The 15,920-nt window shown below is 68.3% G+C and carries 14 protein-coding genes; 9 read left to right on the forward strand and 5 right to left on the reverse strand.

The annotated features are described in order from the left end of the window. Positions 1-2: 2 nt before the first annotated feature. The 3 genes from ACV22Z_RS25575 to ACV22Z_RS25585 are packed head-to-tail and all read left to right on the forward strand — an operon-like array spanning position 3 to position 3,152. Entirely contained in the window at positions 3-998 is a 996-nt protein-coding gene (locus ACV22Z_RS25575; RefSeq protein WP_448079063.1) for an ABC transporter ATP-binding protein, read from the forward strand. Continuing rightward, positions 995-2,011 carry a peptide ABC transporter ATP-binding protein gene (locus tag ACV22Z_RS25580; RefSeq protein WP_448079064.1) on the forward strand — a complete coding sequence of 339 codons (1,017 nt, stop codon included), beginning with the start codon at positions 995-997 and terminating at the stop codon, positions 2,009-2,011. Before ACV22Z_RS25575 ends, ACV22Z_RS25580 begins: the two co-directional genes overlap by 4 nt. After that, positions 2,004-3,152, forward strand: a complete 1,149-nt coding sequence (locus tag ACV22Z_RS25585; RefSeq protein ID WP_448079065.1) for a TraB/GumN family protein — start codon at positions 2,004-2,006, stop codon at positions 3,150-3,152. Before ACV22Z_RS25580 ends, ACV22Z_RS25585 begins: the two co-directional genes overlap by 8 nt. 628 nt (positions 3,153-3,780) lie before the next feature. On the opposite strand, the gene pxpA is transcribed toward ACV22Z_RS25585, so the two are convergent. From pxpA to pxpB, 3 genes are read right to left on the reverse strand one after another with little or no spacing between them, the layout of a single operon-like run. Further along, the gene (gene pxpA / locus ACV22Z_RS25590; protein WP_448079066.1) at positions 3,781-4,545 is read right to left on the reverse strand and encodes a 5-oxoprolinase subunit PxpA; all 765 of its coding nucleotides are present in this window, start codon (positions 4,543-4,545) and stop codon (positions 3,781-3,783) included. Positions 4,546-4,596: 51 nt separating this feature from the next. Further along, positions 4,597-5,673, reverse strand: coding sequence for a 5-oxoprolinase subunit C family protein (locus tag ACV22Z_RS25595; RefSeq protein WP_448079067.1), 1,077 nt, complete (start codon positions 5,671-5,673; stop codon positions 4,597-4,599). Beyond that, positions 5,670-6,326, reverse strand: a complete 657-nt coding sequence (gene pxpB, locus ACV22Z_RS25600; protein WP_448079068.1) for a 5-oxoprolinase subunit PxpB — start codon at positions 6,324-6,326, stop codon at positions 5,670-5,672. The genes ACV22Z_RS25595 and pxpB overlap by 4 nt, the downstream gene beginning before the upstream one ends. Before the next feature lie 148 nt (positions 6,327-6,474). On the opposite strand from pxpB, the gene ACV22Z_RS25605 reads away from it, so the two are divergent. After that, positions 6,475-6,987 carry a winged helix DNA-binding protein gene (locus ACV22Z_RS25605; RefSeq protein ID WP_448079069.1) on the forward strand — a complete coding sequence of 171 codons (513 nt, stop codon included), beginning with the start codon at positions 6,475-6,477 and terminating at the stop codon, positions 6,985-6,987. A 183-nt stretch (positions 6,988-7,170) separates the two neighbouring features. On the opposite strand, the gene ACV22Z_RS25610 is transcribed toward ACV22Z_RS25605, so the two are convergent. Then, positions 7,171-7,779: a 5-formyltetrahydrofolate cyclo-ligase gene (locus ACV22Z_RS25610; RefSeq protein WP_448079070.1), complete on the reverse strand. Its 609-nt coding sequence runs from the start codon at positions 7,777-7,779 to the stop codon at positions 7,171-7,173. An 8-nt stretch (positions 7,780-7,787) separates the two neighbouring features. On the opposite strand from ACV22Z_RS25610, the gene ACV22Z_RS25615 reads away from it, so the two are divergent. From ACV22Z_RS25615 to ACV22Z_RS25630, 4 genes are all read left to right on the forward strand, one after another. Further along, the gene (locus ACV22Z_RS25615; protein ID WP_448079071.1) at positions 7,788-9,740 is read left to right on the forward strand and encodes a transglycosylase SLT domain-containing protein; all 1,953 of its coding nucleotides are present in this window, start codon (positions 7,788-7,790) and stop codon (positions 9,738-9,740) included. A 106-nt stretch (positions 9,741-9,846) separates the two neighbouring features. Further along, the gene (locus ACV22Z_RS25620) at positions 9,847-10,809 is read left to right on the forward strand and encodes a complex I NDUFA9 subunit family protein (RefSeq protein ID WP_448079072.1); all 963 of its coding nucleotides are present in this window, start codon (positions 9,847-9,849) and stop codon (positions 10,807-10,809) included. A gap of 23 nt (positions 10,810-10,832) precedes the next feature. Next, positions 10,833-11,480 carry a glutathione S-transferase family protein gene (locus tag ACV22Z_RS25625; protein ID WP_448079073.1) on the forward strand — a complete coding sequence of 216 codons (648 nt, stop codon included), beginning with the start codon at positions 10,833-10,835 and terminating at the stop codon, positions 11,478-11,480. Further along, positions 11,477-12,718, forward strand: a complete 1,242-nt coding sequence (locus ACV22Z_RS25630) for a multifunctional CCA addition/repair protein (protein WP_448079074.1) — start codon at positions 11,477-11,479, stop codon at positions 12,716-12,718. Before ACV22Z_RS25625 ends, ACV22Z_RS25630 begins: the two co-directional genes overlap by 4 nt. Before the next feature lie 28 nt (positions 12,719-12,746). Here ACV22Z_RS25630 and ACV22Z_RS25635 read toward each other — a convergent pair whose 3' ends face one another. Then, a complete protein-coding gene (locus tag ACV22Z_RS25635; protein ID WP_448079075.1) occupies positions 12,747-13,622 on the reverse strand; it encodes a helix-turn-helix domain-containing protein in 876 nt (291 codons plus the stop codon). Positions 13,623-14,048: 426 nt separating this feature from the next. On the opposite strand from ACV22Z_RS25635, the gene ACV22Z_RS25640 reads away from it, so the two are divergent. Further along, positions 14,049-15,908: a M24 family metallopeptidase gene (locus ACV22Z_RS25640; protein WP_448079076.1), complete on the forward strand. Its 1,860-nt coding sequence runs from the start codon at positions 14,049-14,051 to the stop codon at positions 15,906-15,908. Positions 15,909-15,920 lie beyond the last annotated feature (12 nt).

The raw sequence follows: 15,920 nt of genomic DNA on the forward strand, positions 1-15,920 counted from the left end.
CCATGAGCAATCTATTGACCATCCGCAATCTCGCGGTGAACTTCAACGGCCTGCCCGCCGTCGACCGGATCAACCTGTCGATCGCGCCGGGCGAGGTGGTGGGCGTGGTCGGCGAATCGGGCTCGGGCAAGAGCGTGACGATGATGGCGCTGATGGGCCTGATCGACGCGCCGGGCAAGGTGACGGCCGACGAGGTCACGTTCAACGGCGTCGACCTGCTGAAGGCGTCGCCGAAGGCGCGCCGCAAGATCGTCGGCAAGGACATCGCGATGGTGTTCCAGGACGCGCTGACGAGCCTGAACCCGAGCTACACGGTCGGCTACCAGATCAAGGAAGTGTTGAAGCTGCACGAAGGGCTGCGCGGCGACGCGCTCGAGCGCCGTGCGCTCGAGCTGCTCGACCAGGTCGGCATCCCCGACCCGAAGAGCCGCATCGATTCGTTCCCGCACCAGATGTCGGGCGGGATGAACCAGCGCGTGATGATCGCGATGGCCGTCGCGTGCAACCCGAAGCTCTTGATCGCCGATGAGCCGACCACCGCGCTCGACGTGACGATCCAGGCGCAGATCATGGATCTGCTCGTGAAGCTGCAGAAGGAGCGCGGGATGGCGCTCGTGCTGATCTCGCACGATCTCGCCGTGGTGTCGGAAGTCGCGCAGCGCGTTGCCGTGATGTACGCGGGCGAGATCATCGAGACCAACCGCGTGCCGGACATCTTCGCGCATCCGCATCATCCGTACACCGAAGCATTGCTCGCGGCGATCCCCGAGCACAATAAAGGGGCGCGGCGCCTTGCCGCATTGCCGGGCATGGTGCCGGGCCGCGATGATCGCCCGTCCGGGTGCCTGTTCGCGCCGCGCTGCAAGTATGTCGTCGACGATTGCCGCAAGGCGCGCCCGGCGCTCGACACGCTGGTGCCGGGCAACGACGCGATGCGCGCGCGCTGCATCAAGCCGCTCAATCTTTCGAACCCTGACCTGACGGGAGGTGCACGATGAATGCTGTCCACGAAACGCGTCGCGCGCCGCACGACGAGGATGCGGTGCTGGTTGCCGACGGGCTTGCGAAGCACTACACGGTGAAGCGTGGCATGTTCGGCCAGGGCACGGTGAAGGCGCTCAACGGCGTGTCGTTCACGCTGAAGCGCGGCAAGACGCTGGCCGTCGTCGGCGAATCGGGCTGCGGGAAGTCGACGCTCGCGCGGCAGCTGACGATGATCGAGACGCCGACGTCCGGCCACCTGACGATCGACGGCAAGGATGTCGCGGGCGCGGACCGCCAGACGGTCGCCGAGCTGCGCCGCCGCGTGCAGATGGTGTTCCAGAACCCGTTCGCGTCGCTCAACCCGCGCAAGACCGTCGAGCAGACGCTGTCCGAGCCGCTCGAGATCAACACGAACCTTACCGCGCAGGAGCGTGCGCAACGCATCGCGCAGATCATGCGCACGGTCGGCCTGCGGCCCGAGCATGCGAAGCGCTATCCGCACATGTTCTCGGGCGGCCAGCGGCAGCGCGTCGCGATCGCGCGCGCGATGATCCTCGATCCGCGGATCGTCGTCGCGGACGAGCCCGTGTCCGCGCTCGACGTGTCGATCCAGGCGCAGATCCTGAACCTGTTCATGGATCTGCAGGAGCAGTTCAAGACGAGCTACGTGTTCATCTCGCACAACCTTGCAGTGGTCGAGCACGTCGCCGACGACGTGATGGTGATGTACTTCGGCAGCGTCGCCGAGCTCGGCGACAAGGCGACGATCTACGCGCGTCCGCGCCATCCGTACACGCGTGCGCTGATGTCCGCGACGCCGGCGATCTTCGAGGAAGACCGCCGCGTGCAGATCAAGCTGCAGGGCGAGCTGCCGTCGCCGCTCAATCCGCCGTCGGGCTGCGCGTTCCATCAGCGCTGCCCGTATGCGGTCGAGCGCTGCCGCGCCGAGGAGCCGCAGTTGCGCGACGTAGACGGACGGTACGTGGCCTGCCATCGCGCCGAGGAGGTAGGGGAGGAGAATGCCTGAAGGCCTGGCGGCGCGCGATGCGACTGCGCGCCGTGTGCGCATCGGCGGTACGCGCGTGCGGCGCGCGTACCGCAACGCACGCCGCTGGAGCGTGCGCACCGTGACCGGCGCGGCGCTGGTCGGGGCGTGCGCGGCGGCCAGCCTGTCCGTCTCCGTCGACGTCGCGCGGGCCGAGGCGCGCGCGCCGGCGACGGCGCCGCTCCACCCGTCGCAGGTGCCGCCGCCCGGCATGAGCCTGCCGGGCTTCCATACGCCGCCTGCTGCGTCGAACGGCACGGTGGCGAGCGGCGCGGTGCGCGCGCAGCCCGCGCGCATGCCGTTCTACGTCGCGACCAAGGGCCGGGTGACGATCTACCTGCTGGGCACGCTGCACACCGGCGACCCGGCCGACTATCCGAATGCGCAGCCGTTCCGGCCGCGCATCCTCGCGGCGCTCGCCGCATCGCCGACGCTCGCGCTCGAACTGTCGCCGGACGACCTGCTCGAATCGCAGGACGACGTGTCGAAATACGGCGTCTGCAATTACCCGTGCCTGCCGCGCCTGTTGCCCGAGCCGTTGTGGCAGCGGCTCGCGGGCCGGCTGCGCGGCAATCCGGCCGCGTTGTCGGAGATCCGCAAGATGCGGCCGTGGCTCGCCGCGCTCGTCGTCGAGACCTACGACTCGCTGGCGGCCGGCCTGCAGACCGAGTACGGCACCGAGGCGCAATTGCAGAACGCGTACCTGAAGAAGAAGGGCGGCAAGGTCGTCGGGCTCGAGACGCTCGCCGAGCAGATGCGCGCGTTCACGGGGCTCACGCTGGCCGAGCAGCGCGAGATGCTCGCGCAGGACATGGTGCAGACGCCCGAGCAGAACGCCGACGACATCAAGGCGCTGCACCGGCTGTGGCAGATCGGCGACGCCGATGCGCTGGCCGCGTGGGCGGTTGCGAAGAGCGAGCGGCTCGCGCGTTCGAAGGCCGTCTCGGCGTCGATCGACAACAAGATCCTGGTCGAGCGCAACCGGCGCTTCGTTGCACGGATGACGGCAATGGCCGCGCCGAACCGGCCGCTGTTCGTCGCGATCGGCGCGCTGCATCTGGGCGGCCGGCGCGGCGTGCTCGAACTGTTGCGCCAGCACGGATACCGGGTCGACGCGAACTGATCGCGCGCGGGCTATCGTTCCGATCTTCCCCGAATCTTCCCCCGATCTTCCCTCGTTTGACTGCCGAACCGCGCACGGCGACGGCGGCCCGCGCCGCGGTGCGCGTCTTTAAGGAAAACCCTCGAATCGTCGGAAAATAGCGTTTAAAACGATTGACATCCGGATCGGGCAATATCTATTCTTCATCCCACAAGTTGAAAAATTGAAAAGAATATAAAAGCAGTAAGTTCTACGGGGTAGCAGAAACAAAGCGCGGGGTTAGCGTTGCCGGCACGTGCATTACGTGCCGGCCGCGGAGTGTCTGCATGCACGGCGGGGCCAACCATCGTCCGATACCAAACAGCATGCGGGCCGACTTGCGGATAAGCGACGTTCCGTCGTCCGGCCGGGGGAAGCAGTAGCGGGCGGCGGCGGACGTTTTTTGATCCGGAGCATGGCATTCCGGTCGCCGTCGTCAGACGGCTTCGGGTGGATGAATCGGATTCCGGTCGCACCGGATACGGTTCAGCCAACAGAAAAGCGCCTCGAGGGCGCTTTTTTCTTTGTGGTTTCCGATTCCGATTCGGATTCGCTTCGGTTCCGGTTTTCAGTCAGTGTCCGCAGGGAAAGGCGTGGCATTGCACGTCATTCACGCGCCTTCGTCCGCCTGCAGCACCCCCGGCGCGACGACATCGATGCCCGCGGCTTCGAGCGCGGCGCGGATCCGCCGCGCGAACGCCAGCGCGTGCGGCCCGTCGCCGTGCAGGCAGACCGTCTGCGCATTGAGCGGCACCCATTCGCCGCTGACCGCGCGCACCCGCTGGTTGCTGACCATGTCGAGCGTGCGGGCGATCACTTCCTGCTCGTCGTCGACCAGCGCGCCGGGCTGGCTGCGCGGCACGAGCGAGCCGTCCGCGCGGTAGCCGCGATCCGCGAACACCTCCTCGACCGCGGCGAGCCCTGCGTGCCGCGCAGCCGCGACGAACACGCTGTTCGCGAGCCCGAACACCGCAAGCGAAGGATCGAAATCGTGGATCGCGGACACCACCGCATCGGCGATCAGCGGATCGCGCGCGGCCTGGTTGTACAGCGCACCATGCGGCTTCACGTGCGCGATGCGGCCGCCTTCGGCCTGCGCGATCGCCGACAGCGCGCCGAGCTGGTACAGCACGCCCGCGTAGATCTCTTCGGCAGGCAACTGCATTTCCTTGCGGCCGAAATTCTCCGGATCGTGAAAGCTCGGATGGGCGCCGATCGATACGCCCTTCTGCACGGCCCAGCGCACGCAGTCGCGCATCGCGTTCGCGTCGCCCGCGTGCCAGCCGCACGCGATGTTCGCCGACGTGACGAACTCGAGCAGTGCCTCGTCCGATCCGCATCCTTCGCCGAGATCGGCATTCAGATCGATTTCCATGATGTTTCCGTCCATCCGTGTGATGGTGCGCCGGCGCCTGCTCTCTCGTGTTCACGCCGCGCGCGATTGCATGCGCACGCGCGCTTCTTCCCGCATCTCGATCGCGACGTCGATCTGCCGCAGGTAGGCGCGCTCGGCGGCGAGCGCGTCGCGCGCGGCCTCGGGCGTCGTGCGCACGAACCGGATCGGCAGGTTCAGCCGCGCCTGCGCGAGCTTCCACAGATCCGCGCGGATCACGGTGCCGATCTTGGGATAGCCGCCCGTCGTCTGCGCGTCGTTCATCAGCACGATCGGCTGGCCGTTCGGCGGCACCTGGATCGTGCCCGGCAGCACCGCGTGCGACAGCAGCTCCGCCGGCCGCTCGCGTACCAGCTCGACACCTGCCAGACGATACCCCATCCGGTTGCTGTTGGCCGTCACGAGCCATTCCTCGTCCCAGAACGCCTGCTGCGCGTCCGCGGCGAACGACGCGTAGTCGGGGCCCGGCAGCACGCGTACCGGCATCGCCCACGGCGCGTGCGCGGGCCGGTGGCGGCGCGGCGGCTCGTCGACGCGCGCGAACGCGCACCACGCCGGCGCCTTGACGCCGAACTCGGGGGCGTCGGTCGCGTCGGGCGCGAGGCAGCCGGCGCCGGCCGGCGGCACGCCGACCGGCAGCCGGTCGCCGTCGCGCAGCGCGCGGCCGCCGAGGCCGCCGAAGCGCGACGCGAGATCGGTACTGCGCGAGCCGAGCATCGGCAGCACGTCGATGCCGCCCGAGATGCACAGATAGCCGCGCATCCCGCGCTTCGCGGCCGGCAGCGTGAGCGTCGCGCCGGCTTCGACCGGCAGGCTCCACCACGAATAGACGGGCTTGCCGTCGAGCGTTCCGCCGAATTCGGTGCCGGTGATCGCGATGCGCGCCGCGCGCGTGAAGCGGAATGCGGCCGGGCCGATCGTGATCTCGACGGCGGCCGCGTCGGGGCGGTTGCCGACGAGCCGGTTACCGACTTCGAGCGCGAGGCTGTCGAGCGCGCCGCCCTGTGCGACGCCGAGATGGCGCGCGCCGTGGCGGCCGAGATCCTGCACTGTCGTCAGCGGGCCGGCCCGCAGCACCTCGATGCTGCCCGGCGCTTTGCTGTGGCTCATGTCGCGTGGACTCCCGCAATGGTGAAGCGCACCCGGTCGCCGGGCAGGAGCAGCGTCGGCGGCTGCCGGGACGGATCGAACAACACGCACGACGTGCGGCCGATCAGTTGCCAGCCGCCCGGCGACGTGGCCGGGTAGATGCCGGTTTGCGCACCACCGATGCCGACCGAACCGGCCGGCACCTCGAGGCGCGGGGCCGCGCGGCGCGGCGCGTGCAGAGATGGGTCGAGGCCGCCGAGATAGGCAAAGCCAGGCTGGAAGCCGAGGAAGAAGACGACGTATTCGGCGGCCGCGTGGCGCGCGACGACCTCGTCGGCCGTGAGGCCCGTATGCGCGGCGACGACTGCGAGGTCAGGCCCGGCCGCGCCGCCGTACTCGACAGGAATCTCGACCTCGCGGCCGCTCGCGTGCTCGACGTCGGCCGTCTCCCACGCGTCGCGCAGCGCGGCCGACAGCGATTCCGCGGAGGCGGCGAGCACGTCGAACACGATCGTCAGGTTGTTCATGCCCGGCACGACGTCGACGACGTGCGGCCACACGCGCGCGGCCTCGGCAACGGCCCAGACGCGGCGCTGGCAGTCGAGCGTGGCGGGCGGCGGCACTTCGCAAACGAGCGCAGCGTCGCCGAGCGGGAAAATGCGTGGATGCGTCATCGGACTGGCACGGTTCGGACGGCAATGTTAGCGTACATTGTCAATAAATTATCGATATGTTCCCAATAAGCGTTTATGCCTAGCAGGTGCGCGCGAACATCTGACGTACACTCTGCACACCCTGACATCCTGCTTGCGCTGCCTGCCCATGAAGCGTCATCCGACCAAGATCGTCTCGTCCGAACATCTCGTTTCCGATTCGAGCGCGGAGCTGTCGGAGCTCGAATACGGGCTCATCATGGCCGGCAACGCGTTCAACCGCTGGATGGTGCGCTGCATGTCGGCGGCGGGCGCGAAGGACATGACGGCGGTCGAGGTGTCGCTGCTGCATCACGTCAGCCATCGCGAACGCAAGAAGAAACTCGCCGACATCTGCTTCGTGCTCAACATCGAGGATACGCACGTCGCGACCTATGCGCTCAAAAAACTGATCGCCCGCGGCTACGTGACGAGCGAGAAGAGCGGCAAGGAAGTGTTCTTCTCCGCGACGGACGCCGGGCGCGACCTGTGCGTCAAGTACCGCGAGGTGCGCGAGCACTGCCTGATCGAGACGCTCAAGGACAGCGGCCTCACGAACGAGCAGATCGGCGACGCCGCGCAGCTGCTGCGCCAAGCGTCCGGGCTGTACGACACGGCGGCGCGGGCGGCGGCATCGCTGTAGGCGGATGCGCCGCCGCGCGCGGCCGGCGGCAAAGGGGAGTGTAGGCTGGCGATTGCGACGGTTTCTTGACGCGGGCGGATGGCGTGGCGTGAGGCTGTCGGTGATCGTTCGTCGCGCGATGGCGGCAACGCCTGGCGATGATTCGGCGCGCCGCCGAGTGCTGTCGTGCGGTGCCGCCGCCGCTTACGCGTCGGCCACGTAGGTTTCCTCGTCCGTCACGACCCACCGCAGTGCCAGGTCGTGATCTTCGGTCGGCAGCGCGTCGACCTTGCAGGCCTCGTATGCGATGCCCACGGTAACGGGCAGCGCGGCGCCGGGCCACGCGGCGAGCGTGCGGTCGTAATAGCCGCCGCCATACCCGAGCCGGTACAGCCACGTATCGAAGCCGACGCACGGAATCAGCAACAGGTCCGGCACGACGACGACGCCCGACGCCGGTTCCGGAATGCGGTGATGCCCTTCGCGCATCGGCGTTGCATCGTCCCAGGCGTGAAACTCGAGCGGTGCGCGCTGTTCGCGGATCACGGGCAGCGCCGCCTGCCTGCCGGCGCTCGCCGCGCGCCACGCGAGCACCGCCGCGCGCGCGTCGAATTCTCCCGGCAGCGGCCAGTAGAACCCGACCGTGCGCGGCGCGAGCCGCTCGAGCAGCGCACGCAACCGCGCGTCGAGCGCAGCGTTCGGCGACGCCTGCGACGCGGCGTCGCGACGGGCTTTCGACAGCGTTTTGCGCAGGGCCGCCTTCCGTTCGGCGGAAGGGTTGCGTGCTATGCTTTCGTTCAATTCGTGCTCCATTCAAAACGATGTCGAACAGCCTTTTTCGAGTATATCGCGCGGCCGCGCTGACGCTTTCCGCCGTCGCGCTCGTCGCGGGCACGGCCGCGTGCGCCGCGCCGTCCGACGACACGCTCGCCGGGGACGACCAGACCTTCGTCCAGCTTCGCGAAGCCGCGCGCCGCAACGATGCCGCGAAGGCTGCGCAGCTCGCCGCGACGATTCCGAACTATCCGGCGCCGTCCTACCTCGAGTATTTCCAGATCAAGCCGCAGCTGTTCGATGCCACGGGCCGCGCGCGCGTCGATGCGCCGGACGCGCCCGTGCTGTCGTTCCTGCAGCGCTACGACGGCCAGGCGATTGCCGACCGCATGCGCAACGACTACCTGCTCGTGCTCGGCGCGCGCCACGACTGGCGCAACTTCGACGACCAGTACAAGCGCTTCGTGCTCGACGACGACACGCAGGTCAAGTGCTACGCGCTCGAATCGCGCGCGGCGCGCGGCGAGAACGTCGCCGATGCGGCACGCGCGCTGCTCGTCGAGCCGAAGAACTACGGCGACGCGTGCGTCGACCTGATCACCGCGCTCACCGTCAACCAGCAGTTCTCGAGCGACGACGTGTGGCAGCAGGCGCGGCTCGCGTTCGAGCAGAACTACACGACGGTCGGCGGCAAGATCGTCGATGCGCTCGGCGCGCGACCGGTCGCGTTCGATCAGGCGACGAGCGCGCCGCCGCTGTTCCTCGCGCGCGGCGTCGGCCCCGACGCGGTGTCGCACCAGCTCGCGCTGATTTCGATCGGCCGCCTGGCGCGCAACGATCCGGACCAGGCCGCCGGCATGCTCACGTCGATCGCGCCTTCGCTGACGAAGCAGGAACAGGCGATCGCGTGGGGCGCGGTCGGCTACCAGGGCGCGCTGAAGCGCTCGCCGCTCGCATCGGTCTGGTATGCGAAATCGGCGAATGCGCCGTTGTCGAACCCCGGGTATGAATGGCGCACGCGCAGCGCGCTGCTGGTCGGCAACTGGCCGATGGTGCGCTGGTCGATCGAGCAGATGCCGCCGTCGCTGCGCGACGATCCGGCGTGGGTCTACTGGCACGCGCGCGCGCTCAAGCAGAGCGGCGACACGCTGCAGGCGAACCAGGAATTCGAGCAGATCGCGGGCCAGTTCAACTTCTACGGCCAGCTCGCCGGCGAAGAGCTCGGCCAGCGTACGAAGATTCCGCCGCGCACGACAGTGTCCGACGCCGAGATCAACGAGATGAGCAAGGTGCCGGGCTTCGCGCTCGCGCAGCGCTTCTACGATCTGGACCTGCGGCTCGAAGGCAACCGCGAATGGAACTGGCCGCTGCGCGGGATGACCGACCGGCAACTGCTCGCGGCCGCCCAATACGGCAAGCGCGTCGGCCTGCTCGACCGCACCGTCAACACGGCCGACCGGACGAAGGCCGAGCACGATTTCACGCTGCGCTACCCGTCGCCGTATCGCGACATCGTCGAGCGCTACGCGCAGTCGACGGGCCTCGACACCGAGTGGGCGTACGGGCTGATCCGCCAGGAGTCGCGCTTCGTCACGAACGCGCGTTCGACGGTCGGCGCGGGCGGCCTGATGCAGCTGATGCCGGCCACCGCGCAGCTCGTCGCGAAGAAGCTCGGCCTCGGCACGATCACGCGCGCGCAGATGCACGACATCGACACCAACATCCAGCTCGGCACCTGGTACCTGGCCGACATCTACAACAACTTCGACAGCTCGCCGGTGCTCGCGACGGCCGGCTACAACGCGGGGCCCGGCCGGCCGCGCCAGTGGCGGCAGGTGTTGACTCAGCCGGTCGAAGGCGCGATCTTCGCGGAGACGATTCCGTTCAACGAGACGCGCGACTACGTGAAGAACGTGCTGTCGAACACGGTCTATTACGCGGCGCTCTTCGAAGGCAAGCCACAATCGTTGAAGAAACGTCTAGGCATGATCTCGCCCTGAGCGGCAACTTCCAACCTGCACACTGCCGCGCGAGACGCGGCAGTGTGCTTTAGGGCCGGTTCGCACGCCCGCGACGGGCGCGAACCGGCGCGATGGAGCATCGAACATGGATCGCCAGACCATTGCGCTGTTGGGCGGCACCGGCTTCATCGGCAGCCGGCTCGTGAGTGCGTTGATCGATGCGGGCAAGCAGGTGCGGATCGGCACCCGGCGCCGCAACCATGCGCGTCATCTGACGATGCTGCCGGTCGAGGTCGTCGAGCTCGACGACTTCGACGTGCGTACGCTGGCCCGCTTCGTCGCCGGCGCGCATGCGGCCGTGAACCTCGTCGGCGTGCTGCACGGCGGCCACGGCACGCCGTACGGCCCGGGCTTCGAGCGCGCGCACGTCGCGCTGCCGGCCGCGCTCGCGAGCGCGTGCATCGAGACCGGCGTGCGGCGCCTGCTGCACATGAGCGCGCTCGGCGCGAATTCGCACGGCGCGAGCATGTACCAGCGCTCGAAGGGCGATGGCGAGGCCGCGCTGCATGCGGTCGCGGCCACCGACTCGCTCGCGGTGACGATCTACCGCCCGTCGGTCGTGTTCGGGCCCGGCGACGCATTCCTCAACACGTTCGCGCGGCTGCATCGCACGCTGCCGGTGATCCCGCTTGCGATGCCCGACGCGCAGTTCCAGCCGGTGTTCGTCGGCGACGTCGTGCGCGCGTTCGTCAATACGCTCGACCTGGCCGCGGCGCGCGGCAAGACCTACGAACTCGGCGGTCCGAAGGTCTATACGCTCGAGGAGCTGGTCCGCTATTGCGGCACGCTGGTCGGCCGCGAGGCGCGGATCGTGCGGCTGCCCGACATGCTCGCGCGGCTGCAGGCGACCGTGTTCGAATGCCTGCCGGGCGAACCGGTGATCACGCGCGACAACCTCGCGTCGATGTCGGTGCCGAACGTGCTGTCCGGACCGCTCGCGCCCGAGCTCGGCCTCCAGCCCGCGAGTCTCGAAAGCATCGTGCCCGCGTACCTCGGCGACGCGGCGATGCGGACCCGGTTCGACTGGTTCCGCTCGCGCCGCCGCTAGTTTCCCCTTTCTGGAAATCCGTCATGAAACTCGTCATTGGAGACAAGAACTATTCGTCGTGGTCGATGCGGCCGTGGCTGCTGCTTGCGCACTTCGGCATCCCGTTCGACGAAATCGTCGTCGAGCTGCGGCGCGACGACACGAAGGCACGCATCCTCGAGCACTCGCCGTCCGGCAAGGTGCCGTGCCTGATCGACGACCACGGCGTCGCGGTCTGGGAGTCGCTCGCGATCGCGGAAACGCTCGCCGAGCGCTATCCGCAATACCCGATGTGGCCGGCCGACGCGCTCGAGCGCGCGCACGCGCGCAGCATTTCGGCGGAAATGCATGGCGGCTTCGCGGCGCTGCGCACGCAGATGGGGATGAACGTGCGCGCATCGATGCCGGGCCGCGGCGCGACGCCCGAGTCGCTCGCCGACGTCGCGCGCATCGACGCGATGTGGAGCGCGTGCCTCGAGGCGTCGGGCGGGCCGTTCCTGTTCGGCGAGTTCGGCATTGCCGACGCGATGTACGCGCCCGTCGTGATGCGCTTCAACACGTACGCGCCGGGGCTGTCGCCGGAAGCGGCCGGCTACGTCGAGCGCGTGACCGCGCTGCCGGCGGTGCAGCGGTGGATCGACGACGCGCGCCGCGAAACCAACGTGATCGCCGAATACGAGCCAACGCCATGAACGTGTACGCAGTGGGCGGTGCGATCCGCGACGAGCTGCTCGGCGTGCCGGTGCAGGACCGCGACTACGTGGTGGTCGGCGCGACGCCCGAGCAAATGGCCGCGCAGGGCTTCAAGCCGGTCGGCAAGGATTTCCCGGTGTTCCTGCATCCGGACACGCACGAGGAATACGCGCTCGCGCGCACCGAACGCAAGACGGCGGCCGGCTATCACGGCTTCCAGTTCTACTATGCGCCGGACGTCACGCTCGACGAGGATCTCGCGCGGCGCGACCTGACGATCAATGCGATGGCGCGTGCGGTGAATCCGGACGGCGCGCTGGTCGGCCCGGTGGTCGATCCGTTCGGCGGGCAGGCGGACCTGCACGCGCGCGTGTTCCGGCATGTGAGCGACGCGTTCGTCGAGGATCCGGTGCGGATCCTGCGCATCGCGCGCTTTGCCGCGCGCTTCACCGATTTCGCGGTGGCGGACGAGACGCTCGCGCTGATGCGGCGGATGGTCGACGCGGGCGAAGCCGACGCGCTCGTCGCCGAGCGGGTCTGGCAGGAGATCGCACGCGGGCTGATGGAGGCAAGGCCGTCGCGGATGTTCGCGGTGCTGCGCGACTGCGGTGCGCTCGCGCGCATCCTGCCCGAGGTCGATGCGCTGTGGGGCGTGCCGCAGCGCGCCGACTACCACCCGGAAGTCGACACGGGCGTGCACGTGATGATGGTCGTCGATCATGCGGCGAAGCAGGGCTATTCGCTGGCGGTGCGCTTCGCGGCGCTCACGCACGATCTCGGCAAGGCGACGACGCCCGAGGACGTGCTGCCGCGCCACATCGGCCACGAAGGCCGCAGCGTCGATCTGCTGAAGCCGTTGTGCGAGCGGCTGCGGGTGCCGAACGATTGCCGCGATCTTGCGCTCGTCGTCGCGCGCGAGCACGGCAACCTGCATCGCGTGATGGAGATGGGCGCGGCGGCGCTCGTGCGGCTGTTCGAACGCGCCGACGCGCTGCGCAAGCCCGCGCGCTTCGCGGAGATGGTGCAGGCGTGCGAAGCCGATGCGCGCGGCCGGCTCGGGCTCGAAGCGCAGCCGTATCCGCAGGCCGAGCGGCTGCGCGAGGCGCTCGTGGCGGCGCGCAGCGTCGATGCGGGCGCGATCGCGCGCGAGATCGGCAACGACGCGACGAAGATCAAGGACGCCGTGCATCGCGCGCGGATCCAGGCGGTCGCGCGCGCGCTCGAGATCGGCGAATAGCGGCGGGCGGGCCGGCCAGCTCGCGGCGCTATTTCTTCTTGCGTGCGGTGCGCTTGCTGCCCGGGGCGGCGTCTGCTGCCCGCTTGCCGGCGGACGCGCGCGGCTTGCCGAAGGCTGTCTTGTCTGCCGTTTTGTTCGCAGCCTTGTCCGCTACTTTGTCCGCTGCCTTGTCTTTTTTCCCGGCTTTCCTTGCGGCAGGCCCCATCGCGCCCGGCTGAAGCGGATCCTCGGCGCGGCCGCGCTTCGCCGCCGGCAGGCAGCGGCTCACGCGCGGCTCGCCCGGGCGCAGCCTGGCGTCGCTGTCGGGTTGCGTGATGTCGGTCGACCCGGACGCGAATTCGGCATGGCTGTCGTCGAACAGCGGCAGCGTGCCGACCACGATCAGTTCCGCGGGCCCGGCGCCCACGTTCGCGACGCGGTGCTTCTTGTGCGCATCGAAGTGGATCGAATCGCCGGGCGACAGCGGGTAGTCCTTCTTGCCGACCGTGTAGCAGATCTGCCCGGACAGCACGTAGACGAATTCGTCGCCGCCATGGGCGACCCATTCCGAGCAGTAGCCTTCCATCATCTGAACCTTGACGGCATTGATGAGGCTGCCGTCGAAGGTGGTGGAGAGGCGCTCGTAGCACTGCGACGTGTTGTCGACCGCATACGACTCCCGGCTGCCCTGATGCGAATCGGGCTGCTCTTGGCGCGGCTGGTCGATCAGCACGCCGATCGGCACGTTCAGCGCCTTGGCGACGTTGACGAGCGACGAAATCGAGATGCCCGTGAGATTGCGTTCGACCTGGGACAGGAACCCGACCGACAGCTTGGCTTCGGTCGCGACTTCCAGCAGCGTTTTCTTCGCTTCCCGGCGCAGGCGCCGGATGCGCTGGCCGATACGCATGAGGTCTGAATCCATGAATCTCTTTCGTGGCAACGAGTAGACGGCGAGCGGAGGCGGCTGCGCAGTCGCCTGGACGGCCCCTTTCCGCCAATTTTCCGCGATTTTCCCGCACATCGCACGAAGCACGGCCGCTCGGGCGACGATGCCGGCGCATTGTACCGCGCAGCGTCGTCCGGGCGGTTCCAGGCCGCGTACGCCGTATACGTGTTTCGCATCGGACACAGATTTCAGTGTGACTAAAATTTTAGCTTGACCAAAATTTGGGCACGTTCTAGATTCACTCGCGCCGCATCAGAATTTAAGTGAGACAAAAATTCGCGAGGCGCTGCCGCATGGGCCGGCATCGCGACCGGTATGGCTACCGGATCGCGCACCGGACGCGCAGCCATGCGGACTGGCAGCCGCGCGCGCTCTGACAACAAAGAACAAAGTGGGCAACCGATGATCGATCGACTGAAATACAGTTTCTCCGGCCTTCCTTCGTACGACGCGTCCGTTGACGACACGCACGCCGGGCTGTCGCGTCTGCTCGACGCCGTGCAGCTCGACGCCGTGGTGGTCACGTCGCAGGACGAGTTCCTCACCGAGTACCTGCCGCGCCGCAACAACCCGCGCTACGCGGTGTCGGGCTTCGACGGCTCGGCAGGCGCCGGCCTTTTCCTGAGCGCGGCGGCGGCACAGGCGCTCGGTGTGCCGCAGTTCGTGCTGTTCGTCGACGGCCGCTATCACCTGCAGGCGGAAAAACAGTGCGATCCGGCACGCGTGCGCATCGAGAAGCTCGGTCTGAACGACTCGATGTGGCTGGCGATGGCCGACTGGCTCACCGCCCGCGCTGACCGGCTGAAGCGGGTGGGCTACGACGGGCTGCGGATCAGTGTCGCGCAGCGCGACCGGCTGCTCGAGCGCACGCAAGCGGCGAAGCTGGACTGGACGAGCCTCGTCGGCCGCGAAATCGACCGGGCGATCGCGCTGCCGGGCTGGGTCGTCGAGCGGCCGATCTTCGAGCTGCCGGAATCGATGACCGGCGTGAGCGTCGCGCAGAACCTCGCGACGCTGAGCCAGCGGCTCGCTGCGCACACCGGTGCGGCAAAAGGAAGGACGGCGTTCGTCACCTGCCTGTCGGACGATCTCGGCTATCTGCTGAACAGCCGCGGCTATCACATCCCGAATGCGTCGTCGCACCTGGGCTTCCTGTTCGTGGTCGGCGCGCAGGTCGTGCTGTTCCTGCCGGAAGGCTGCGACCGTTGCCCGGTCGAGCTCGAATCGTATCCGGTGCTGCAGGTGATCCGGCGCGACTTCGATGAACTCGAGCGCTTCCTCGCGCAGTTCGTGGCCGAGCATGTGTGCTACGGGTTCGAGTCGGTCAACTGCGCGCTCGTCGATACGGTGAGCCGCGTGTGGCCGCACGCGCGCCATGCCGATTTCAATCCCGTCGAGGCGATGCGGGTCGGCAAGACGCCGGAAGTGCTCGACCAGTTCCGCGACGCGTTCGCGCGCAGTTGCGCGGCGATTGCCGACGCAATGCGCTGGGCGAAAACAGGGGTCGCGGGGGAGCCGGGGCAGCGGCACTCCGAATACGACCTGGCCCGCGTGATCAACGATGCGTACGGTGCGCGTTCGGCGGTGGCGCTGACGTTCCCGTCGATCGCGGCGAACGGCGCCAATAGCGCGTCCGCGCATTACACGGCGGCGAGCGCCGACGTCGAGCTGACGGAAGGCGAGCTCGTGCTGCTCGACAGCGGCGCGTACTACGAAGGCGGCTTTGCGACGGACTGCACGCGCGTCGTGTTGCGCCGAACCCGCCCGGATACGGTGGCGCAGCCTTGGCAGCGGGAGATCTACACGGTCGCGCTGAAGGCGTGCATCAAGGGGCTCGTCACGCCGTTCCCGAAAGACGCGTCGGGCGGCGACGTCGATGCGGCCGTGCGGCAGGTCTGCCGCGACCACGGCTACGATTTCGGCCACGGCACCGGGCACGGCGTCGGGATTCACGTGCACGAAGGCGGGGTGCGGTTCGCGCCGGGGTCGAAGTACGGCCTGGTGCCGAACGCGGTGATCTCGGTCGAGCCGGGCATCTACGTGCCGGGCAAGGGCGGCGTGCGGATCGAGAACATCGTGATCATCCATCCGAGCGAGCACGAGCCGGACAAGATGACGTTCGAGAACATCGTCGCGGTCGGCTACGACTGGGATCTGATCGACCTCGACCTGTTGACCGACGACGAACGCGATTACCTGCGCGACTACGAGCGGCTGTGCGTCGAGCGGGGCACGCAGGTGACGCCGTGTCCGCTGCTGTAAGCGCCGGCGACG

This window comes from Burkholderia sp. PU8-34 (genome assembly GCF_053427725.1).

Bases quoted from the DNA above. Each gene is read 5' to 3' on its own strand.
- ACV22Z_RS25625 (WP_448079073.1), top strand. From the start codon at position 10,833: ATGAAACTCGTCATTGGAGACAAGAACTATTCGTCGTGGTCGATGCGG.
- ACV22Z_RS25640 (WP_448079076.1), top strand. From the start codon at position 14,049: ATGATCGATCGACTGAAATACAGTTTCTCCGGCCTTCCTTCGTACGAC.
- ACV22Z_RS25615 (WP_448079071.1), top strand. From the start codon at position 7,788: ATGTCGAACAGCCTTTTTCGAGTATATCGCGCGGCCGCGCTGACGCTT.
- ACV22Z_RS25595 (WP_448079067.1), bottom strand. From the start codon at position 5,673: ATGAGCCACAGCAAAGCGCCGGGCAGCATCGAGGTGCTGCGGGCCGGC.
- ACV22Z_RS25605 (WP_448079069.1), top strand. From the start codon at position 6,475: ATGAAGCGTCATCCGACCAAGATCGTCTCGTCCGAACATCTCGTTTCC.
- ACV22Z_RS25580 (WP_448079064.1), top strand. From the start codon at position 995: ATGAATGCTGTCCACGAAACGCGTCGCGCGCCGCACGACGAGGATGCG.
- ACV22Z_RS25610 (WP_448079070.1), bottom strand. From the start codon at position 7,779: ATGGAGCACGAATTGAACGAAAGCATAGCACGCAACCCTTCCGCCGAA.
- ACV22Z_RS25635 (WP_448079075.1), bottom strand. From the start codon at position 13,622: ATGGATTCAGACCTCATGCGTATCGGCCAGCGCATCCGGCGCCTGCGC.
- pxpB (WP_448079068.1), bottom strand. From the start codon at position 6,326: ATGACGCATCCACGCATTTTCCCGCTCGGCGACGCTGCGCTCGTTTGC.
- pxpA (WP_448079066.1), bottom strand. From the start codon at position 4,545: ATGGAAATCGATCTGAATGCCGATCTCGGCGAAGGATGCGGATCGGAC.
- ACV22Z_RS25630 (WP_448079074.1), top strand. From the start codon at position 11,477: ATGAACGTGTACGCAGTGGGCGGTGCGATCCGCGACGAGCTGCTCGGC.
- ACV22Z_RS25620 (WP_448079072.1), top strand. From the start codon at position 9,847: ATGGATCGCCAGACCATTGCGCTGTTGGGCGGCACCGGCTTCATCGGC.
- ACV22Z_RS25585 (WP_448079065.1), top strand. From the start codon at position 2,004: ATGCCTGAAGGCCTGGCGGCGCGCGATGCGACTGCGCGCCGTGTGCGC.
- ACV22Z_RS25575 (WP_448079063.1), top strand. From the start codon at position 3: ATGAGCAATCTATTGACCATCCGCAATCTCGCGGTGAACTTCAACGGC.